Raw genomic sequence first — 19,176 nt, 5'->3', positions numbered from 1 at the left:
ACCTCACTGACATCCGGTGGCGCCGTCGCCGGGACGACCAGGTTCGGGAGACAGCGATGACCACCGCGGTGCGCGAGACCGGACGGGTCCAGACGGCGGTCGCCGAGCCCGGGCTGCGGGTGGTCCCGGAGCCCGTCGCCGCTCCCGGCTACCGGTTCTTCCCCGTGACCGTGGCCCGCGTGCAGCGGCTGAGCCCGAGCTTCCTGCGGCTCACCCTCACCGGCCCCGAGCTCGCCCGCTTCGGCGCCGGCCGCGACGACCAGCGGATCAAGCTGGTGCTCTCCCGCGACGGCTCCCCGGTGGTCGACCTGCTCACCGACGGCCCCGGCTGGTACGCCGAGTACTGCGCCCTGCCCGACGAGGTCCGTCCGCACCTGCGCACCTACACCGTCCGCGCCGCCCGCCCCGACCTGGCCGAGCTCGACGTCGACGTCGTCCTGCACGGCGTCGACGGCGGCAACGCCGGCCCGGCCGCGAGCTGGGCGGTCGCCGCGCAGCCCGGCGACCCGATCGTCGTCCTCGGCCCCGACCGGCCCCGCCCCCGCAGCGCCGGCAGCGGCCGGGCCTGGGGCGTCGAGTGGACCCCGCCGGCCGACGGCACCCTGTTCCTCGCCGGCGACGAGACCGCCGTCCCGGCCATCAGCGCCATCCTGGAGGCGCTGCCCGGCGGCCGCCGCACGGTCGCGGTGCTCGAGGTCCCCGAGGCCGGCGACGTCCTGAGCCTGGACCTCGCGCCCGGCATCGAGGTGCACTGGCTCGTCCGTGGCCGCCGCGAGCACGGCGCCGCCCTCGGCCCGGCCGTGCACGCCGCGCTGTGCACCCTGGGGCTCGCCCGGGCCGGTGCCGGTCAGGAGCCCGAGGACATCGACCTCGACGGCGGCATCCTCTGGGAGGTCCCCGACGTGCGGCCCACCGGCTGCTACGCCTGGCTGGCGGGGGAGGCGGGCATGGTCAAGGCGCTGCGCCGCCGGCTGGTGCGCGACCTCGGCATCCCGCGCACGTCGGTCGCCTTCATGGGCTACTGGCGCCGCGGCGCGGCCGAGGGCGCCTGACCCGCCACGGTCGCAGAGGTGCGCCCCTTCCTGCTCGTCCTGCTGGTCCTGTTCGCGGTCTGGGTCGTCCTCACCGTGATCGGCTCCCTCGTCACGGCCCTGTGCTGGCTCGCCGTCGTCGGCCTCGTCTGCGCGCTCATCGCGGCCCGAGGCAGGTCCCGCCGCCGGTGACGGTGCTGCTGGTCGACGTCGCCAACACCCTCGGCGCCCGGCCCGACGGCTGGTGGCGCGACCGCGCCGGGGCGACCGCCCGGCTGCTCGACCGGCTCGCCCGGCTGCCCGGCCGCACCCTCCCCGGCTCCGACGGCGCGCCCGTGCCGGTCACCGCGCTGGTCGCCGTGGTCGAGGGTCGCGCCCGGGACGTCATGGCCCCGCCCGGGCTCCGGCTGGTGCGCGCCCCCGGCAGCGGGGACGACGCCCTGGCCGCGGCGGCCACCGAGCTGGCCGGCGACGACCTGCTGGTGGTCACCGCCGACCGCGAGCTGCGCACCCGGTTGCCTCCCGGCGTCCGCACCGCCGGCCCGGGCTGGCTGCGCACCCTCGCCGACCAGGCGGTCGGCGCGGAGGAGGAGCAAGATCGGGGCTCGTGAGCGTCAAGAAGTTCCTCAACGACCCCGACGACCTGGTGGTCGAGGCGCTGGAAGGCCTGGTCACGGCCTCGGCCGGCCGCCTCCGCCTGCACCGCGACCCGCTGTGGCTGCAGTCCGCGGCCGGCGACGAGGGCCGCCGGGTGGCGCTGGTCTCCGGCGGCGGCTCCGGCCACGAGCCGCTGCACAGCGGCTTCGTCGGCCCGGGGATGCTCGACGCCGCCGTCCCCGGCGCGGTCTTCGCCAGCCCCACCGCGCTGCAGGTGGTCGCCGCCGTCCGCGGGGTCGACCGCGGCGCGGGCGTGCTGCTCGTCGTGAAGAACTACACCGGCGACGTCCTCAACTTCCGGATCGCGGCGGAGATCGCCGCCGAGGAGGGCATCGAGGTCGAGACCGTCCTGGTCGACGACGACCTGGCCAGCGAGTCCGACGACGGCCCCGGCCGGCGCGGCACCGCGGCCACCGTGGTCGTGGAGAAGGTGTGCGGCGCCGCCGCCGCACGCGGGCTGCCGCTGGCCGAGGTGGCCGCCCTCGGCCGCCGGGTCGCGGCCGGCGCTCGCAGCATGGCCGTCGCGCTGGAGGGCGCGGTGCACCCGGGCGAGGACGTGCGCTCCTTCGACCTGGCCCCCGACGAGGTCGAGCACGGCGTCGGCATCCACGGCGAGCGCGGCATCGACCGTCGCCCGATGTCCACCGTCCACGAACTGGTCGGCGCGCTCACCGAGCCGCTGGTCGAGGCGCTCGGGCTCGCCGACGGCGACCGGGCGGTCGTCGTGGTCAACGGCCTGGGCTCGACCCACCTGCTGGAGCTCTACGTGGTCCTCCGGGAGGTCGCTGCCCTGCTGGAGGCCCGCGGCATCGGCCTCGCGCGCAGCCTGGTCGGCCCCTACGTGACCGCGCTCGACATGGCCGGCGCCTCGGTCACCCTCGTCCGCGCCGACGACGAGCTGCTCGGGCTCTGGGACGACGCCGTCACCACCACCGCGCTGACCTGGGAGAACCGATGACCGCCGCGCTCGACCGCACCGCCGCCCGCCGCTGGGTCGAGGCCTTCGCCGCCGACTTCGAGACCCAGCGCGAGCGGCTCACCGAGCTCGACCGGGCCGCCGGCGACGGCGACTTCGGCGCCAACCTGCGTTCGGCGCTGGGCAAGGTGCAGCAGCGGCTGGCGGCCGACCCCGACACCGCCCGCGGGGTGTTCGCCGCCGTCTCCGACGCCTTCCTCGACACCGGCGGCACCAGCGGCCCGCTGTTCGGGATGTGGTTCCGGGCGCTGTCCCGGGCGCTGCCGGAAACCGACCCGGCCGACCTGACCCAGCTCGCCGAGGGCGTGCGCGAGGGCACCGCCACCGTGCAGCGGCTGGGGGGCGCCGAGGTGGGCGACAAGACGATGGTCGACGCGATGGTCCCGGCCGCCGCGGCGCTCGTCGACGCCGCAGGTGCCCAGAAGGCGCTGACCGCCGCGGCCGAAGCGGCGGAGCAGGGCGCCGCCTCGACCGAGGAGCTGGTCGCCCGGCGCGGGCGGGCCAGCTACGTCGGCGAGGTCGCCCGCGGGGTGCTCGACCCCGGTGCGCTCGCCGTCGCGCTGTTCTTCCGGGCCGGCGCCCGCGCGCTCGACGGCTGACGCCGTCGGGCAGGGTGGCGGCATGACCGGGATCCCGCCGTCCGCGGTGCGCGCCGCCGCCGACCTCGCCTCCACCGCGCTGGCCGCGGTGACCCCCGACCGGCTCCTCGCACGCACGCCGTGCCGAGACCTCGACGTACGTGCGCTGCTGGACCACCTGGCCTGGGCGGCGGTGCTGTCGCAGCGGGCGGCGGTGCGCATGCCGCTGGAGCACGACGCGCGCAGCCTCACCCCGGCGCCGTTCCTCGACGGCCTGCCGGTGGAGCAGTGGGCCGCTGCCGTGCCGGTCGAGCTGGACACCGCCGCCGACGCCTGGGCCGACCCAGCCGCGTGGGAGGGCGAGACGCTGATGGGCACCGCGCCCATGCCGGCCGCCGTCGTCGGCCCGCTGATGCTGGCCGAGTTCGTGCTGCACGGCTGGGACCTCGCCCGGGCGGTCGGGGCGCCCTACGACGTCCCGGCCGCCCTGGGCGAGGTCACGCTGGCCGCGGTCGTGCCCCTCGCCCCGCTGGGCCGCGACGGCGGGTGGTTCGGCCCCGAGGTGCCGGTGCCCGCCGACGCCCCCGCGTTCGACCGCGCGCTCGGGCTCACCGGCCGCGACCCCGGCTGGACGCCCTGAGGGTCAGTCCAGCGGCTTGACCAGGGTGAGCCGGGTCGAGCGGCGACGGCCGGGCAGGCAGGCCACCGCGGCCAGGGTCAGCGCGACGCCGTCCTCGATCAGCCCGGCCCGCAGCGCGGGCATCCGGGTGCTCGCCCACTGACGCCAGGCCAGGCCGCCGAACGAGCCGGCCGCCGAGCCGACCATGCCGGCGACCACCGGCCACGCGGCGTTGGCGCCCTGCCGCCGGGCGAGCAGTCCGGCACCGGTCGCGCCGCTGGCCAGCCGCGGCGGCAGGCCGGCGCCGCTGGTGCGGTCGGGGGTGCTCGGCTGCTTGTCGGCGTACAGCTCGCCGCCGAGGGAGGTCAGCGACGCCAACTTCTTCAGCGCCCCGGTGTCGGCAGCGGTGAGCGTGGGGGCGGCCAGGCCCAGCGAGCTGCGGCTGCCGGTGGCGATGCCGAGCAGCAGCGAGCGGCGCACCAGGTCGGCGGAGGCCTTCTGCCGGGGGAGCACCCGCTCCTTCGGCGTCGGCAGGCTCTGCACGACCGCCTGCACGGCCGCGCCGTAGGCCAGGTGCGGGAGGGCGTCGGCGAGCCAGTCCTCGCGCGACCAGGTGCGCGGGTCGCTCACGCCGAGCAACGCCACCGGGACGTCGGTGGTGGCCATCGACGCCGCGCCCTTGACCACGGTGCCCACCGGGAACGGCATCCGCACGCCGGCGGATCGGACCACGCTCGACACCACCCCGACGGTGAGCCCGTTGGCGATGCCCAGCAGCGCGCCCAGGCCGGTGGCCCGGCTCGCCTTCTCGGTGCCCGAGCCGGTCAGCCGCTGCCCGGTCGCGGCCAGCAGGGCCTGCACGGTCTGCTCGGGCACCGTGCTGGCCGGACGGCCGCGGTAGGTCATGTCGAGGTAGGTGGCGGCGGTGAGGGCGGTGGTGCCGGCGGCGCCGGCCAGCAGCCCCCGGGTCAGGGTCCCGGTCATCGTCCGAGCCTGCGTGGCCCGGGCGCGTCCGGCAACCGCAACGCCGGGTCGCCGGGGAGCGGGCGAGCCGCCGGGCCGGTCCCCGCCGACCACCCTTCCCGTGCACCTGTCGACCCGGCCGACGCCGCTGACCCCCTCCCGGCTCGCCGCGGCGCCGGAGCCGGGTGCGTGAACGCCGTGTTCCGTTCCGTCGCACCCCGTTGACGGGCGTTCCCGGGAGCGGTGAGGTGGGCCGGTGACCATCCGCCGGACGACGCTGGGCGGGCACACCCACGCGTTCGCCTCGCTGTCGGACCTGCTGGCGAAGGCCACCCCGGCGCGCTCCGGTGACGTGCTGGCCGGGGTCGCCGCCGAGTCGCAGGCGCAGCGGGTCGCCGCGCAGGCCGTGCTCGCCGAAGTCCCCCTGACGGCCTTCCTCACCGAGCAGGTGGTCGGCTACGACGAGGACGACGTCACCCGGCTGATCGTCGACACCCACGACCCGGTGGCCCTCGCCCCGGTCGCCGGGCTGACCGTGGGGGAGTTCCGCGACTGGCTGCTGGTCCGGGCCGCCGAGCGCGACGAGGCGGCGATCAGCGCGCTGGCCCCCGGGCTCACCCCGGAGATGGTGGCCGCGGTGTCCAAGCTGATGCGCACCGCCGACCTGGTCGCCGTCGCCCGCCGCACCCGCGTCGTGACCGGGCTGCGCAGCACGCTGGGCCTGCCCGGGCGGCTGGCCTCCCGGCTGCAGCCCAACCACCCCACCGACGACCCGGTCGGGGTGACCGCCTCGATCCTCGACGGGTTGCTGCACGGCAGCGGGGACGCCGTCATCGGGATCAACCCGGCCACCGACTCCCCGGCGCAGACCATCGCGCTGCTGGAGCTGGTCGACGCGGTCATCGGCCGCTACGAGATCCCCACGCAGTCGTGCGTGCTGGCGCACGTGACCACCACGCTGCGGGCCCTGGACGCCGGCGCCCCGGTCGACCTGGTGTTCGCCTCGATCGCCGGCACGCAGGCGGGCAACCGCGGCTTCGGGATCACCCTCGACCAGCTGGCGGAGGCCCGGGCCGGCGCGCTGGAGCTGGGCCGCGGGACGGTGGGGAGGCAGGTCACCTACTTCGAGACCGGCCAGGGGTCGGCGCTGTCGTCCGACGCGCACCGCGGTGTCGACGGCCGCGCGGTCGACCAGCAGACGCTGGAGTGCCGCGCCTACGCCGTCGCCCGGCACTTCGACCCGCTGCTGGTCAACACCGTGGTCGGCTTCATCGGGCCCGAGTACCTCTACGACGGCAAGCAGGTGCTGCGGGCCGGGCTGGAGGACCACTTCTGCGGCAAGCTGCTCGGCCTGCCCATGGGCGTCGACGTCTGCTACACCAACCACACCGACGTCGACGGCGACGACACCGACGCTCTGCTGCTCCTGCTCGGGGCGGCGGGCTGCGCGTTCGTCATCGCCGTCCCGGGCTCGGACGACGTGATGCTGCACTACCAGTCGCTGTCGTTCACCGACGTGCTCACCGCCCGGTCGGTGCTGGACCTGCGCCCGGCGCCGGAGTTCGAGGCGTGGCTGGCGCGGATGGACCTCCTCGACGACGCCGGCCGGGTCCGCGACCTGGCTCCCGACTCCGCCCCGGCCCGCGCCCTCCTCGCTGCGGCCCGCCCGTGACCGACCCCGACAGGGGCCGAAGTCGCGATTTCGGCCCCTCGGACGACCCGTGGGCGGTGCTGCGTGGGGCGACCCGGGCGCGGGTGGCGCTGGGCCGGGCCGGGGACGGGCTGCCGACCGCACGCGAGCTGGAGTTCCGCGCCGCGCACGCCGCCGCCCGGGACGCCGTGCACACCGCCCTGGACGCCGACCGGGTGCGGGCCGCGCTGACCGCGGCCGGCGTCGGGCTGGACGTGCTCGAGGTGCACAGCGCCGCTCCGGACCGCGCCACCTACCTGCAGCGCCCGGACCTGGGACGGCGGCTGGCGCCGGGCGTGCAGCTGCCCGACGGGGAGTTCGACCTGGCGCTCGTGGTCGCCGACGGGCTCTCGCCGCGGGCGGTGCACGAGCACGCCGCGGGCACGGTCGCCGCGGTGCTGGAACGGCTGCCGGGCTGGTCGGTCGCGCCCCTGGTGCTGGCCCACCAGGCGCGGGTCGCCCTCGGTGACCCGGTCGGCCAGGCGCTCGGCGCGGAGGTCGTCATCGTCCTGGTGGGGGAGCGGCCGGGGCTCAGCTCCGCCGACAGCCTGGGGCTGTACCTGACGCACCGTCCCCGGCCGGGTCGCGCGGACTCCGAGCGCAACTGCATCTCCAACGTCCGCCCCCCGCACGGGCTCGGCTACGCGCAGGCCGCCGACACCCTGGTGGCGCTGCTGCAGGCCGCCCGGCAGCTGGGCGCCTCCGGGGTGGTGCTCAAGGACGAGGGGACGGCTCTCCCGCCGGGGGCGGGGTGACCCGGCCCTCGAACCGGCGCAGCGGCCGGATCCGCATCACCGCACTGAGCGCCGCCTCCAGAGGGTGGCGGCGCGGGGGCTCGACCTCGGCCGGCCAGTCAGGGGCCAGGTCGGGGTCGAGGGAGGCGTCGGCGACCGCGGCGACGCGGCCCTGCAGCCGGGCCCGCACCTCCTCGGCCGAGTAGGCACGCCGGGACCGTTCGTGTCGGACCAGCACCGCACCGGTCGTGGCAACGCCGACGATCCCGGCGACTCCGAGCAGCTTCGTGAGGCGCATGAGGCGGTAGCGTAGTGACGTGGCTCACTCCCGTGTGGTCTCCCGCGCCTCCGTGCCGGCCCTGTCGCTCGCCGAGGCCGTCGAGCTGACCCGGACCGGCGACGTCTGGGTGTTCCGTGGCGGCTCGCTGGCCGACCGGGCCATCCAGACGGTCACCAACGCCCCGGTCAACCACGTCGGCATGGCCGTCGTCCTCGACGACCTCCCGCCGCTGCTCTGGCACGCCGAGCTCGGGCACTCGCTGGCCGACGTCTGGTCGGGCCGGCACCAGCGCGGGGTGCAGCTGCACGACCTCTCCGACGCCGTCTGCGTGTGGGCCAAGCGCTACGGCCAGCAGGGCTGGCTGCGCCAGCTGGTCGGTCCGGCCGACGACGGCGGGGTGACCCGGGAGATGGAGGACGCCGTCCTGCGCACCATCGCCCGGCTCGACGGCAAGCCGTTCCCGACCACGCGGAACCTGGCCCGCGGCTGGGTCAACGGCAGGCTGCGCCGGCACCAGAGCAACGACACCGTCTTCTGCGCCGAGCTGGTCGCCGCCACCTACACCGCGATGGGGCTGCTGGCCGCCGGCCGGCCGCTGACCGCCTACGACCCGGGCAGCTTCTGGTCCGGCGACGACCTGCCGCTGGTGGGCGCCGAGCTCGGCACCGAGATCCGGGTGGACGTGCCGGCCGGCCCGGTCTGCGGCTAGGCCGTCAGACCCGCACCCAGCGCTCCACCAGGCCGACGATCGCCGCCTCCTTCGCCGCGACGTCGGCGCTGTCGCCGAGGGTGAGCACGGCCCGGTCGGTGTCGGCCCAGCGCAGCAGCCCGGTGTCGTCGGGGAAGCTGAACCCGGCGGTGTCCTGCGGCTTCGGGCCGCGGTGGAACACCAGCTGCAGGTGGTCGACGGGGAACAGCCGGAACGTCACCCGGTCGACGCCGGCGGCGCAGAAGCTGGGTGCCCGCCACTTCACGTGCTCGGTCAGGCCGGCGTCCGAGGCCATGATCGCCGCGCGGAGCCGGCGGACGTCGTCGGCGCGGGGGTGGTCGAGCTCGGCCAGGAACTCCTCGACCGTCTGCTGTGCCATGCGCCCAGGGTGCACCACGCCGCCGACGGTTCAGGCGGCGTCCAGCAGGTCCTGCGGGGCGAGTCGGCCGCTGAGCAGGTCGGCGGCGACGGTGTCCACCGAGGACCCCTGGACCCAGGCACGGGCGCGCAGCAGCGCCAGCGCCTCGTCGGTGTCCCGCCCCAGGGCCAGGCCGGTCTCGCCCAGCGCGCGCCACACCGCGGCCCGGTGCACCGCCGGCGGGCCCTGCAGCCACGCCGGGCCCTCGGCCGCCGACCAGGTCGACATCAGCGCGGCGTCGCTGAGCGCCACGGTGAGCAGCTCGATGACCGACAGCGCGTCGAAGACGTCCATCCGGGCGACGCCGCCGGGGTCGGTGAAGAACAGGTCCAGCGCCCCGGCGACCCCGCGCGGCCGCCGCACCGGCAGGGAGACCACGCCGCGCCAGGGCGTCCGCCCGAACAGCTGCTCGGCGTAGAGCGGCCAGCGCCGGCGCAGGTCGGCGTCCACCGCGAACACCGGGTGGCCGGTGTCCCAGGCCTGCAGGCACGGCCCGCTGCCCACGGTGAACTGCAGGCGCTCGGCCAGCTCGGCGTCGGGGGAGCTGCCGCCCAGCGGCGTGCGGCGCGCCGGGTCGCCCAGCGCGCACAGCCCGGCGCCGTCCACCGGCAGCACCCGGACGACGGCGCGGGCCAGCCGGCGGGGCAGCAGGTGCCCCTCGGCGTCCCCGGCGGCCGGCTCCTCCGCGGCCAGGGCCGCGGCGAACCGGGCAGCGAGCGTCATGCCGGCCATGGTCACAGACATCGGACCCGCCGGAGGCCTCAGCGGCGCGCGGTCGCCGGCGCGTGCCCGCCGGTCAGCACCAGCTCGCCGTCCCGCTCGCCGGCCAGCGCCGGGTCGTGGGTGACGCAGACGACCAGCCGGTCGGCCAGCGCCCGGCGCAGGTCGGCCACCAGCGCGGCGGCCGTGGGCGGGTCCAGGTGCGCGGTCGGCTCGTCGAGCAGGACGACGTCCCGGTCGGCCAGCAGCGCGCGGGCCACGGCCAGCCGCCGCCGCTCGCCGCCGGACAGCGAGGTGCCGCCGGCGCCGACCGGGGTGTCCAGGCCGGCGGGGAGGGCGGCCAGCAGGTCACCGAGCCCGGCGTCGGTCAGCGCCCGGCGCATCGCCTGCTCGCCGTCGCTGCCGGCGAGCTCACCGCGCGGCCGGGCCAGCGCCAGGTTGGCCCGCAGCGTCGCGTCGAACACGTGCGCGTCCTGCGGGCACCAGGCGATCGCGGACTGCACGTCGGCGCGGGCCATCCGGTCGACCGGCACCGGGGCGCGGCCGTCGCCGAGCACGTAGTCTCCGGCGGCCGGCCGCAGCGAGGCCATCAGCACCGACAGCAGCGTCGACTTGCCCGAGCCCGACGGGCCGGTGACCACCAGCCAGCCGGTGCCGGCGGTGGCGACCAGGTCCAGGTCGGTGAGCACGGCAGGACGGCCCGGCCAGCCGGCGGTGAGGTGCTCGCTGGCCAGCTCGCGCACCGGCCGGGGGACGGCGAGCCGGTCGGCCGGCGCGGGGTCGGCGGCGACGGGCTCGGCGAGCACCGCCTCCACCCGAGCGCGGGCGTCGCGCCAGGCGAGCCGGTTGCGGCAGGCGGCGCCGATCGCGGTCAGCGGCTCCAACATCGCCAGCGGTGCCAGCGCCAGGACGGCGGCGACCGGCGCGGACAGCTCCCCGGCGCGCACCGCGGCGCCGGCGACGGCGACGGCCAGGACGGCGGCCGCGCCGGTGGCCAGGACCGCGATCGCGTCGCCGGCCGCGGCCGCGGCGGCACCGGCCTGCGCGGCGCGGCCCTGCCGGCGGCCCAGCGCGTCGAGCCGGTCGACCTCGCCGGCGGCCAGGCCGTGCACCCGCAGGTCGCCGGCGGCCTCCAGCACCGCGCTGGTCTCGCGCAGGGTGACCGTCTGCAGCTCCGCGGCGGCGCGGGCCACGCCGCGGTCGGCCCACCGGTGCACCGCGAGGACGGCGAGCACCGCCGCAGCGACCACCGAACCCACGAGCAGGCCGGCCGGTGCGTCGAGGACGGTCAGCGCAGCCGTCGCCCCGGTCAGCACGACGGTCGAGACCAGCGGCGGGGTGACCACCCGCACCGACAGGTCCTGCAGCAGCCCGACGTCGCCGACCACCCGGGCCAGCGCGTGCCCGGGGGTGCGGTCGGCGGACGGCCCCTGCGCGATGAGCGCGCTCCACAGTCGCAGCCGGGTGCGCCCGGCCAGCTGGAAGGCGGCGTCGTGGCTGGCCAGCCGCTCCAGCCAGCGCAGCACCGCCCGGCCCAGGCCCGAGCCGCGGACGGCGACGATGGCGATCATCAGGGTGAGGATCTGCGGCTGCTCGGCGGCCCGGACGATCAGCCAGCCCGACACCGCGGTCAGCGCGATGCCGAATGCCGAGGACGCCGCCCCCACGGCGACCGCGCGCGCCACGGCGCGCCGCGGCCAGCTCAGCCCCGCCGTCCCCGAGCCGCCGGCAGCCCCTCCGCCACCCGCCCCCGCCCCCGCCGCCGAGATGGCCATGTCGGTGGCGGTCGGGGCCGGAGACGGGGTCGGGGCCGGGGCGGGGACGGTGGTCAGCGCCGGGACGCCGGCGCGGGCGGGCAGCTCGACGGTGCGGTCGGCGAGCGCGGCCAGCGACGGCTCGTGGGTGACCAGCACGGTGCACAGCGAGCCGCGCAGCCCGTGCAGCAGCTCGGCGACCCGGGCGGTCGCGGTCGCGTCGAGGGCCGCGGTGGGCTCGTCGAGCAGCAGCACCCGGGCGCCGCGCTGCACCCGCACCAGCGCGCGGGCCAGCGCGACCCGCTGCAGCTCACCGGGGGAGAGGGTGCGGCAGGCCCGGTCGCGCAGGTGCTCGGCGCCCACCCAGCCCAGCGCGGTGTCGGCCAGCTCGGGAGCGCGGTCGGCGGCGCCGGCGTGCCGGAGCAGCTCCTCGAGCACGGTGTCGGCCACGGTGACCGGGAACTGCGGGACGACGGCGACGTCGGCGGGCCGCAGCACGGTGCCGCTCACCTGCGCGGTGCCGCCGTCCTGCAGCTGCCCGGCGAGGACCGCGAGCACGGTGGACTTGCCCGACCCGCTGGGGCCGCGCAGCGCGACCAGCTCGCCCGGCGCGACCGTGAGGTCGACGCCCTCGAGCGCGGGGGCGCCGCGGCCCGGGAAGGTGACGGTGAGGCCGGTGACGGTGACCCCGCGCAGGCCGCCGTCGGGGAGCTCGCCGACGACCGGCCGGGGCGCGGGCGTGGCCAGCACCGCGCGCGCGGCGGCGGCGGCCTCGGCGGCGTCCTCGGAGGCGTGGTGGGCCGCGCCCAGCGCGCGCAGCGGCGCGAACGCCTCGGGCGCGAGCAGCAGCGCGAGCAGGCCGACGGAGAGGTCGAGGGTGCCGTGGGTGAGCCGCAGGCCGACGGTGACGGCGACCAGCGCCACCGACAGGGTGGCCAGCACCTCCAGCACCAGCGCGGACAGGAAGGCCACGCGCAGGGTGGCCAGGGTGCGGCGGCGGTGGTCCTCGCCCAGGTCGGCGAGCGCGGCGAGCTGGTCGGCGGCCCGGCCCAGGCCGACGAGCACCGGCAGGCCGCGGACGAGCTCGGCGACGTGCCCGGCGATCCGGTTCAGCGCTCGGGCGGCCTGCGCGGTCTGGTCGCGGGTGTGCAGCCCGACCAGCGCCATGAACAGCGGCACCAGCGGCAGGGTGACCGCGACCAGCAGCGCCGACAGCCAGTCGGTCACGCCCAGCACCAGCAGCAGCACCGGCGGGACGACGACGGTCTGCGCCAGCGCGGGCAGGTAGGTGGCCAGCGCGGGGCCGAGGTCGTGCAGCCGGGTCGTGGCCAGCACCGCGGCCGGGCCGGTGCCGCCGGCGGTGGTCACTGCCTCGCCCTCGCCGTCCAGCAGCCGGGTGAGCAGCTGCCGGCGCAGGGCGTCCTCGGCGCGGCGGGCGTCGCGGGTGGCCAGCACGCTGCCCAGCCCGCCGGCCGCGGCCCGCAGGAGCACCCCGCCCAGCGCCACCGCGAGCGCGGTGCCAGGGACGACGCCGGCGGCGACGTCGGCGATCGACCGGGCCAGCCCGGCGGCGAGCAGGACGACGCCGACGGTCTGCACCAGTGCGACGGCCGCGGCCCGCACCAGCGCGCCGGTCAGCCCCGGCACTCCCGCCAGCGCACCCAGCGGACCCCGTCCTGCCCCCGGCCGTGCACTCATGCGCTGATCTTCTCCGCCTGCGGCGTCCCGGGCTCGGCGGACAGGCGCTTGCGGAAGACCCAGTAGGTCCAGGCCTGGTAGCCCAGCACGACCGGGAGGCCGATGCCGGCGGCCCAGGTCATGACGGTGAGGGTGTAGTCGCTGACCGAGGCGCTGGTGATGGTGACGTCGTAGGCGCTGCTGATCGTGGAGGGGACGACGACGGGGTAGAGCGCGCCGAAGATGGTGGCGGTGGAGGCGAGCAGCACCACCGCCCAGGCGGTGAAGGCCTGGCCTTCGCGGTCGAGGCGGATGCGGGCCCAGGCCACCAGCACGGCGAGGGCGGCGACCAGCCACAGCACGGCGGTGATCGCGGTGCCGCCGCGCAGGTGCACCAGCCCGGCCCAGGTCAGCAGCGGCAGCGCGGCGACCGGTGCCCAGCGGCGGGCGAAGGCGCGGGCGGCCAGCCGGACCGGCCCGTCGGTCTTGAGTGCGAGGAACACCGCGCCGTGGACGAGGGAGAAGCCGAGGACGGCGACCGCGCCGAGGACGGCGGGCCAGCCGATGCCGGCGAAGGCCCCGCCGACGCGGGTGCCCTCGGCGTCGATGGGCAGGCCGATCGTGGTGGCCCCGAGGGCGGCGCCGATGCCCAGGGCGGCGATGAGGGAGCCGGTGGTGATGACCCGGGTCCAGGTGGTGTCCCACTGGGTGGTGTGGTGGGAGTGCCGCCATTCGAAGGCGACCGCGCGGATGATCAGCCCGACCAGGACGAGGACGAAGGGCAGGTAGAGGGCGGGCAGCCAGGTGGCGTACCAGCCGGGGAAGGCGGCGAACACCGCGCCGGCGGCGGTGATCAGCCACACCTCGTTGCCGTCCCACAGCGGGCCGATCGAGCGCAGCATCAGGTGCCGGTCGGTCTGCTGGCGGCCGAGCACCGGCAGCAGGGCGGCGACGCCGAAGTCGAAGCCCTCCAGCAGCAGGAAGCCGGTCCAGAGCACCGCGACGGCGACGAACCAGACGGTCTGCAGGTCCATGGTCAGGTCTCCCTAGTAGGCGAAGGACAGGACGTCGTCGTCGGCCCTGCGGTCGCCGCCGGTCGTGTCGTCGTCCGGCGTCCCCTCGGGGGTGGAGCCGGGGGTCGGGGCGCCGTCACTGGTGGTGATGCCGCCGCGGACGAACCGGACGAGCAGCCAGGCCTCGACGATCGCGAGCGCGCCGTAGAGCACGGTGAGCGTGCTCAGCGAGGTGAGCACCTCTCCGGCGCTGACGCCGGGGGAGACGGCCTGCGCGGTGAAGAAGTACACCTGCTCGGCGCGCGGGACGTCGGGGTTGGGGTAGACGACGAAGGGCTGGCGGCCCATCTCGGTGAAGATCCAGCCCGCCGCGTTGGCCACGAACGGGGCGCCGACGGCGGCCAGCGAGCCGTAGACGGCGATCGGGTTGGTGGGCACCCGGCCCCGGCGGGTGGCCCGCAGCGCGTAGGCGCCGACGCCGGCGGAGACCATGCCCATGCCGATCATGAGCCGGAAGTTCCAGTAGGTGACCGCCAGCAGCGGGGTGTAGTCGATCTCCTCGCCGGCCTTGTCGCCGAAGCTCGGGTCGTCGGGGTAGGTGGCGCCGTAGGCGGCCGCGTACTCCTGCTGCAGCTCGTTGACCCCCGGCACCGCCGTGGAGAAGTCACCGTGCGCCAGGTAGGAGAGCAGGTAGGGGACGGTCCAGGAGTGCACGTCGTCGCACTCGTTGGAGCCGAGCTTGCCGAAGGCGAAGATCGAGAAGGGCGCCGGTGCCTCGGTGGTGCACAGCGCCTCGGCCGAGCTCATCTTCAGCGGCTGCTGCTGGTACATCAGCTTGGCCTGGTAGTCGCCGGTGACCGCGGTGAGCAGGAAGGCGGCGACGGAGACGTACCCGCCCAGACGCACCGAGCGGCGCCACACGCTGTGGTCGACGTCGGTGGTGGGGGCGCCGGCGAGCTTCCGCTTGCGCAGGTGCCACAGGCCCACGCCGACCAGCGCGGCGCCGGCGACCATGAGCGCGGCGACGATGGTATGGCTGAAGGCGGCCAGCGCGGTGTTGTTGGTCAGCACGGCGAGGAAGTCGACCTGCTCGGGCCGGCCGGTGGCGTCGTCGGTGACGACGCCGACGGGGTGCTGCATCCAGGAGTTGGCCGCGATGATGAAGTACGCGCTGACGATCGAGCCGATGACCGCCGCCCACAGGGTGGCCAGGTGCACCTTCTTGGGGATCCGGCCCCAGCCGAAGATCCACAGGCCCAGGAAGGTGGACTCGAGGAAGAACGCCAGCAGCGCCTCCAGGGCCAGCAGCGAGCCGAACACGTCACCGACGAAGCGGCTGTACTCACTCCACGCCAGGCCGAACTGGAACTCCTGCACCAGACCGGTGGCCACGCCGAGCACGAAGTTGATCAGGTAGATGCGGCCCCAGAAACGGGTCATCCGCAGCCACTCGGGTGAGTCGGTGCGCACCCACATCGTGTGCATGACCGCGACCAGCACGCCCAGGCCGATGGTCAGCGGGACCATGAGGAAGTGGTAGACGGTGGTGATGCCGAACTGCCAGCGGGCGATGTCCAACACGTCCACGGTGACCTCCCCGGTTGCTGTCGTACGATCTACACGTTCTTTCTACGCTGAGTAGAAGATGCTTTCTACGTCTCGTAGAAGACATGCTGTGTGAGCTGGCCGACAGGAGATCGATGAACATCCTGGGGGACCTGGAGCGCTCCGTGCTGGAGCACCTGTGGGCCGTCGGCGGCCCTCGCACGGCCACCCAGCTCAAGGACGACCTGGCCGACCGCGGCCTGGCGCTGACCACCGTGCACACGGTGCTGACCCGGCTGGAGTCCAAGGGCTTCGTCGCCCACGACGACGCCCGGCCCCGGCAGTTCCGTGCCGTGGGCACCCGCGAGGAGCACGTGGCCGAGCTGATGCACGAGGTGCTCGGCCAGGCCGGTGACCGGCAGGCCGCGCTGGCCCGCTTCGTGGGCAGCGTCGACGCCGCGGAGGCCGCCATGCTGCGCGAGCTGCTGGCCGGCGCCGACCGGGACCGCCGCGGCTGACCGTGCTCCCCGCGACCGCGATCGCCCTGGGCGTGCTGGCGGCGCTGCTGGCCTGGCCGGTGCCCGCCGCGCTGGCCCGCGCCGCCTGGCCCCGCCGCGACCCGCTGGTCGCGCTGGTCTGCTGGCAGGCGATCGGGCTGGCCGGTGGCCTGTCGATCATCGGCGCGCTGCTGGTGCACGGGCTCTCTCCGTGGGGCCACTCGCTGCCCGAGGCGTGGTGGCACTGGGTCACCCGCCAGCCCGCCCAAGAGGCGGTGCGCGGTGACCACTGGGTCGCCCAGACCCTCGCCGCGGTGCTGGCGCTGGAGCTGCTCGGCGTCCTGCTGCTGTCCTTCGTGCGCACCTCGCGCACCCGGAAGCGGCACCGCGAGCTGCTCGAGCTCGTCGTCCGGTCGGTGCCGGGGGAGGACACCCGGCTGCTGGACCACCCCGCCCCGATCGCGTTCTGCATCCCCGGCGCCCGGCCGCTGCTGGTGCTGTCCTCCGGCATCGTCGCCGAGCTCGACGGCGCGCAACTGGATGCCGTGGTCGCCCACGAGCGGGCGCACCTGCGCGAGCACCACCACCTGCTGCTGCTGCCGTTCGTGGCCTGGCGCGCGGCGCTGCCGGTCCTGCCGGCCGCCGACCGGGCGCACGACGCCGTCCGCGACCTGGTCGAGATGCGGGCCGACGACGTCGCGCTGACCTCGCTGGGCTGTCCCGACCCGCGGCACACCCTGGCCGCGGCGATCGTCGCCGCCGCCGGGGGAGCGGGCGGCCAGGTGCCCGAGGGGGCGCTGGCCGTCGCCGGGGGCTCGGTCGCGGTGCGCGTGCGCCGGCTGCTCGCCCCCGCCCGGCCGCTGTCGCTGGTGGCCCGCGGGACGGCGCTGCTGTGCGCGATGGCCCTGCTGCTGGTGCCGCCGCTGCTGCTGGTCCTCCCCGCCGTCGTCTGAGTCCGGGATCAGGTGACCTGATCGTGCTCGCTCCTGACTCGGTGCAGGAGGTGAGCCAGGAGCACGTGCGGTGAGCCAGGACGACGGACGGCGCCGCCGGCGCGGTCAGTCGGCGGCGCGGTCGCGCAGCTCCTGGCGGGCGGTGTCGCGTTCGGCGCGGGCGGTGTCCCGGTCGCTGGCGGCCTCGGCCAGGTCGTCCTGCAGCTGCACGATCACCTGGGCGGAGCTGAGCAGGTGGCCGTCGTCGAGCAGGACGCGCACCCGGGCGGCCAGCCGCAGCTGGTGCCGGGAGTAGCGGCGGTGGCCGCCGGCGGAACGGTGCGGGTGCAGCACCCCGGCGGAGTCGAGGCTGCGCAGGAAGGCGGCCTGGACGCCGAGCAGCTCGGCCGCCTGGCTCATGGTGAGCACCGGGTGGTCGGGGTCGTCCAGCGACCGCAGCGGGTCGGTGCTCATCGGGTCTCCAGACGTACGGACGACGGGAGGGGCGGGACCGGCCGGTCCCGCCCCTCCCGGGGTGTGGGTGCGGTCAGCTCTCGACCGCGGGCTGCTCGCCCTCGATCGCGTGCGACTGCACCCGGGTGGGGGTGTCGGCGCGGGTGACGGTGATCGTGCGGGCCTTGGCCTTCTCGGCCACCGGGATGCTCACGGTCAGCACGCCGTCGTGGTAGCTGGCCTCGAGCCGGTCGGTGTCCAGGCTGCGGCCGAGCACCAGCTGTCGGGTGTAGCTGCCGAAGGGACGCTCGGCGACCTGCCACTGCGCGCCCTCGAGCTGCGGGACTGAGCGCTCGGCGCTGATCGTGAGCGTGGTGCCCTCCAGCGACATCTCGATCGAGCCCGGGTCGACGCCGGGCAGGTCGAAGTGGGCGACGAAGTTGTCGCCGATCCGGTAGGCGTCCATCGGCATCCCGGCGACCGGGTGGGCCGTGGTGGTGCCGGCGCGGCCGGCGAGCTGGTCCAGCGCCCGGAACAGCGACGAGGCGTTGGCGAAGGGGTCGTGGGAAGTCAGCGCCATGGCTGAGCACCTCCGTGTCGTGCGGTCTCTCTGCGATCGGGGCCGCTGCCACATCTCCAGCGGCGACTACAGATTACCTCGTCCGAGCAGGACAGCAAACATCCGGCGCGAGAAAATCTGCAGCAGCCGGTGGAGGTCTGTCGTCGCTCGGGACATGCCCCCGGACGGGGACAGGGTCCCGACTGCCCGGGCGGGGACCCGCCGCGCCGGCAGGCCGCGTCACCGGGGCGGTGGGGACCCTCCGGGGGTGGTCGACCCGCGGGCGGTGGACCCGTGCGCGACGGACTCCTGACCGGCGTCCGGCGGGGTGGGGTCCGGGTGCCCGGAGACCTCCTCGGCGCCGTCCGCATGCGCGGCGTCGTCCCGGCGGTGCGCGGGCGGGTCGAAGGTGACGTGCACCTGCTCGAAGCCCTTGCTGCGCTGCGCCTTGGCCTGGCCGGTGTAGCTGCGCTTGTCGCCGGCGGTGAGGTCGACGGCGTCGGTGAACGGCGTCAGCAGGGCGCGCGGGTGCAGCTTGTCGACCCGCACCACGTTGATCTCCACGCAGAGCACCCCGACCACCGCGGCCAGGTAGAGGAAGGCCAGCAGACCGAGCACCAGCGCGAACACCCCGTTGGTGGCGCTGGCGTTGGACACCACGTGGCCGACGTAGCCCACGCCGAAGGTCTGCAGCAGCTGCCACAGCACCGCGGCGATCAGCGCGCCGGGCAGCACCTGCGGGACGGTCAGGTGCCGGGCGGTGGCCAGCCGGAAGGCGAACACGAACACCACGGCGTTGACCCCGACCGAGCCGACCAGGGCCACGACCTTCAGTACCGTCCCGAGCGAGCCGGCGTTGCCCGCGCCGAGCGTCGACAGCGCCGTCGTCCCGATCACCGCGACCCCGGCCGTCGCCAGCAGCAGCAGGCTGCGCCCGCGGGCGAGGAACGGGTTGGGTCGGCTGTTGCGCGGCACCGCCCAGGCGGTGTTCATCATGTGCTGCACGGCCTGGGCCACACCGAGCCCGCCGTACAGCGCGCCCAGGACACCGACGAGGACGCCGACCAGCCCGCCGCTGAGTCCGCGCGGCTCGCCCAGCTGGTCGCCCACCACCGGGAACTGGCTCAGCGCGGAGTCGATGAGCCGCTGCTGCAGCTCCGGGTTCCCGGTCAGCACGTGGCCCAGGATCGTGGAGAACAGCAGCAGCAGCGGGAAGAGCGAGACGAAGGCGTAGTAGGTGATCAGCGCGGCGAGGTAGGGGCCGGAGTCGTCGACGTACTTGTAGACGACGGCGATCGGGAAGCCCGCGGCCTTGTGCCGGCGCTGCAGCCCGTCGAGCCGGTCGGTGAGTGACACGGGAGCACTGCACCA

General features: G+C 76.2%; 21 protein-coding genes. 11 read left to right on the top strand and 10 right to left on the bottom strand.

Annotated elements, in window-relative coordinates:
• Positions 1 to 56: 56 nt before the first annotated feature.
• The 6 genes from ACGBYP_RS18240 to ACGBYP_RS18215 are packed head-to-tail and all read left to right on the top strand — an operon-like array spanning position 57 to position 3,882.
• Positions 57 to 1,052 (top strand): siderophore-interacting protein, encoded by a 996-nt coding sequence (locus ACGBYP_RS18240; RefSeq protein WP_411586362.1) that lies wholly within the window; start codon positions 57 to 59, stop codon positions 1,050 to 1,052.
• A gap of 18 nt (positions 1,053 to 1,070) precedes the next feature.
• Positions 1,071 to 1,223 carry a hypothetical protein gene (locus tag ACGBYP_RS18235; protein WP_411586360.1) on the top strand — a complete coding sequence of 51 codons (153 nt, stop codon included), beginning with the start codon at positions 1,071 to 1,073 and terminating at the stop codon, positions 1,221 to 1,223.
• Entirely contained in the window at positions 1,220 to 1,642 is a 423-nt protein-coding gene (locus ACGBYP_RS18230) for a hypothetical protein (RefSeq protein WP_411586358.1), read from the top strand. The genes ACGBYP_RS18235 and ACGBYP_RS18230 overlap by 4 nt, the downstream gene beginning before the upstream one ends.
• On the top strand, positions 1,639 to 2,646 hold the full coding sequence (locus ACGBYP_RS18225) for a dihydroxyacetone kinase subunit DhaK (protein ID WP_411586357.1): 1,008 nt from the start codon (positions 1,639 to 1,641) through the stop codon (positions 2,644 to 2,646). The genes ACGBYP_RS18230 and ACGBYP_RS18225 overlap by 4 nt, the downstream gene beginning before the upstream one ends.
• Positions 2,643 to 3,263 (top strand): dihydroxyacetone kinase subunit DhaL, encoded by a 621-nt coding sequence (gene dhaL, locus ACGBYP_RS18220; RefSeq protein WP_411586355.1) that lies wholly within the window; start codon positions 2,643 to 2,645, stop codon positions 3,261 to 3,263. Before ACGBYP_RS18225 ends, dhaL begins: the two co-directional genes overlap by 4 nt.
• Before the next feature lie 22 nt (positions 3,264 to 3,285).
• A complete protein-coding gene (locus ACGBYP_RS18215) occupies positions 3,286 to 3,882 on the top strand; it encodes a TIGR03086 family metal-binding protein (protein WP_411586353.1) in 597 nt (198 codons plus the stop codon).
• Positions 3,883 to 3,885: 3 nt separating this feature from the next.
• On the opposite strand, the gene ACGBYP_RS18210 is transcribed toward ACGBYP_RS18215, so the two are convergent.
• Positions 3,886 to 4,845, bottom strand: a complete 960-nt coding sequence (locus ACGBYP_RS18210) for a hypothetical protein (RefSeq protein WP_411586351.1) — start codon at positions 4,843 to 4,845, stop codon at positions 3,886 to 3,888.
• 235 nt (positions 4,846 to 5,080) lie between these two features.
• On the opposite strand from ACGBYP_RS18210, the gene ACGBYP_RS18205 reads away from it, so the two are divergent.
• Together ACGBYP_RS18205 and eutC are read left to right on the top strand one after the other, a co-directional pair.
• The gene (locus ACGBYP_RS18205) at positions 5,081 to 6,496 is read left to right on the top strand and encodes an ethanolamine ammonia-lyase subunit EutB (RefSeq protein ID WP_411586349.1); all 1,416 of its coding nucleotides are present in this window, start codon (positions 5,081 to 5,083) and stop codon (positions 6,494 to 6,496) included.
• Positions 6,493 to 7,269, top strand: coding sequence for an ethanolamine ammonia-lyase subunit EutC (gene eutC, locus ACGBYP_RS18200; RefSeq protein ID WP_411586348.1), 777 nt, complete (start codon positions 6,493 to 6,495; stop codon positions 7,267 to 7,269). The genes ACGBYP_RS18205 and eutC overlap by 4 nt, the downstream gene beginning before the upstream one ends.
• On the opposite strand, the gene ACGBYP_RS18195 is transcribed toward eutC, so the two are convergent.
• Positions 7,229 to 7,546: a hypothetical protein gene (locus ACGBYP_RS18195; RefSeq protein ID WP_411586346.1), complete on the bottom strand. Its 318-nt coding sequence runs from the start codon at positions 7,544 to 7,546 to the stop codon at positions 7,229 to 7,231. The genes eutC and ACGBYP_RS18195 overlap by 41 nt on opposite strands.
• A 19-nt stretch (positions 7,547 to 7,565) precedes the next feature.
• Between ACGBYP_RS18195 and ACGBYP_RS18190 the strand changes: the two genes are divergently transcribed.
• A complete protein-coding gene (locus tag ACGBYP_RS18190; RefSeq protein ID WP_411586345.1) occupies positions 7,566 to 8,237 on the top strand; it encodes a hypothetical protein in 672 nt (223 codons plus the stop codon).
• 4 nt (positions 8,238 to 8,241) lie between these two features.
• Here ACGBYP_RS18190 and ACGBYP_RS18185 read toward each other — a convergent pair whose 3' ends face one another.
• The 5 genes from ACGBYP_RS18185 to ACGBYP_RS18165 are packed head-to-tail and all read right to left on the bottom strand — an operon-like array spanning position 8,242 to position 15,406.
• Positions 8,242 to 8,616 carry a DUF1801 domain-containing protein gene (locus tag ACGBYP_RS18185; RefSeq protein WP_411586344.1) on the bottom strand — a complete coding sequence of 125 codons (375 nt, stop codon included), beginning with the start codon at positions 8,614 to 8,616 and terminating at the stop codon, positions 8,242 to 8,244.
• Positions 8,617 to 8,646: 30 nt separating this feature from the next.
• Positions 8,647 to 9,378 (bottom strand): GAF domain-containing protein, encoded by a 732-nt coding sequence (locus ACGBYP_RS18180; RefSeq protein WP_411586342.1) that lies wholly within the window; start codon positions 9,376 to 9,378, stop codon positions 8,647 to 8,649.
• A 38-nt stretch (positions 9,379 to 9,416) separates the two neighbouring features.
• Entirely contained in the window at positions 9,417 to 12,827 is a 3,411-nt protein-coding gene (gene cydC / locus ACGBYP_RS18175; protein ID WP_411586341.1) for a thiol reductant ABC exporter subunit CydC, read from the bottom strand.
• Positions 12,824 to 13,840, bottom strand: a complete 1,017-nt coding sequence (gene cydB, locus ACGBYP_RS18170) for a cytochrome d ubiquinol oxidase subunit II (RefSeq protein WP_411586339.1) — start codon at positions 13,838 to 13,840, stop codon at positions 12,824 to 12,826. Before cydB ends, cydC begins: the two co-directional genes overlap by 4 nt.
• A 12-nt stretch (positions 13,841 to 13,852) precedes the next feature.
• The gene (locus ACGBYP_RS18165) at positions 13,853 to 15,406 is read right to left on the bottom strand and encodes a cytochrome ubiquinol oxidase subunit I (protein ID WP_411586338.1); all 1,554 of its coding nucleotides are present in this window, start codon (positions 15,404 to 15,406) and stop codon (positions 13,853 to 13,855) included.
• Between the two features lie 113 nt (positions 15,407 to 15,519).
• Between ACGBYP_RS18165 and ACGBYP_RS18160 the strand changes: the two genes are divergently transcribed.
• Positions 15,520 to 15,882, top strand: a complete 363-nt coding sequence (locus ACGBYP_RS18160; protein WP_411586337.1) for a BlaI/MecI/CopY family transcriptional regulator — start codon at positions 15,520 to 15,522, stop codon at positions 15,880 to 15,882.
• 2 nt (positions 15,883 to 15,884) lie between these two features.
• The gene (locus tag ACGBYP_RS18155) at positions 15,885 to 16,814 is read left to right on the top strand and encodes a M48 family metalloprotease (RefSeq protein ID WP_411586336.1); all 930 of its coding nucleotides are present in this window, start codon (positions 15,885 to 15,887) and stop codon (positions 16,812 to 16,814) included.
• A gap of 105 nt (positions 16,815 to 16,919) precedes the next feature.
• On the opposite strand, the gene ACGBYP_RS18150 is transcribed toward ACGBYP_RS18155, so the two are convergent.
• The 3 genes from ACGBYP_RS18150 to ACGBYP_RS18140 form a co-directional block, all read right to left on the bottom strand.
• Positions 16,920 to 17,267, bottom strand: a complete 348-nt coding sequence (locus tag ACGBYP_RS18150; RefSeq protein ID WP_411586334.1) for a helix-turn-helix domain-containing protein — start codon at positions 17,265 to 17,267, stop codon at positions 16,920 to 16,922.
• A gap of 73 nt (positions 17,268 to 17,340) precedes the next feature.
• Positions 17,341 to 17,826, bottom strand: a complete 486-nt coding sequence (locus ACGBYP_RS18145; RefSeq protein WP_411586332.1) for an Hsp20/alpha crystallin family protein — start codon at positions 17,824 to 17,826, stop codon at positions 17,341 to 17,343.
• Positions 17,827 to 18,045: 219 nt separating this feature from the next.
• Positions 18,046 to 19,161 (bottom strand): YihY/virulence factor BrkB family protein, encoded by a 1,116-nt coding sequence (locus ACGBYP_RS18140; RefSeq protein ID WP_411586330.1) that lies wholly within the window; start codon positions 19,159 to 19,161, stop codon positions 18,046 to 18,048.
• Between the last annotated feature and the right edge of the window lie 15 nt (positions 19,162 to 19,176).

It is taken from the genome of Modestobacter sp. SSW1-42 (genome assembly GCF_046635825.1).
In the GTDB taxonomy this organism is placed as follows: domain Bacteria; phylum Actinomycetota; class Actinomycetes; order Mycobacteriales; family Geodermatophilaceae; genus Modestobacter.
Note: the sequence above shows the minus strand (reverse complement) of the source record. Positions and strands in the feature narration are given on the sequence as shown.

Excerpts from the sequence above, each read along its gene's own strand:
- cydB (WP_411586339.1), bottom strand. The coding sequence starts at position 13,840 with ATGGACCTGCAGACCGTCTGGTTCGTCGCCGTCGCGGTGCTCTGGACC.
- dhaL (WP_411586355.1), top strand. The coding sequence starts at position 2,643 with ATGACCGCCGCGCTCGACCGCACCGCCGCCCGCCGCTGGGTCGAGGCC.
- ACGBYP_RS18240 (WP_411586362.1), top strand. The coding sequence starts at position 57 with ATGACCACCGCGGTGCGCGAGACCGGACGGGTCCAGACGGCGGTCGCC.
- ACGBYP_RS18185 (WP_411586344.1), bottom strand. The coding sequence starts at position 8,616 with ATGGCACAGCAGACGGTCGAGGAGTTCCTGGCCGAGCTCGACCACCCC.
- ACGBYP_RS18145 (WP_411586332.1), bottom strand. The coding sequence starts at position 17,826 with ATGGCGCTGACTTCCCACGACCCCTTCGCCAACGCCTCGTCGCTGTTC.
- ACGBYP_RS18180 (WP_411586342.1), bottom strand. The coding sequence starts at position 9,378 with ATGACGCTCGCTGCCCGGTTCGCCGCGGCCCTGGCCGCGGAGGAGCCG.
- cydC (WP_411586341.1), bottom strand. The coding sequence starts at position 12,827 with ATGAGTGCACGGCCGGGGGCAGGACGGGGTCCGCTGGGTGCGCTGGCG.
- ACGBYP_RS18215 (WP_411586353.1), top strand. The coding sequence starts at position 3,286 with ATGACCGGGATCCCGCCGTCCGCGGTGCGCGCCGCCGCCGACCTCGCC.
- ACGBYP_RS18150 (WP_411586334.1), bottom strand. The coding sequence starts at position 17,267 with ATGAGCACCGACCCGCTGCGGTCGCTGGACGACCCCGACCACCCGGTG.
- ACGBYP_RS18210 (WP_411586351.1), bottom strand. The coding sequence starts at position 4,845 with ATGACCGGGACCCTGACCCGGGGGCTGCTGGCCGGCGCCGCCGGCACC.
- ACGBYP_RS18160 (WP_411586337.1), top strand. The coding sequence starts at position 15,520 with ATGAACATCCTGGGGGACCTGGAGCGCTCCGTGCTGGAGCACCTGTGG.
- ACGBYP_RS18195 (WP_411586346.1), bottom strand. The coding sequence starts at position 7,546 with ATGCGCCTCACGAAGCTGCTCGGAGTCGCCGGGATCGTCGGCGTTGCC.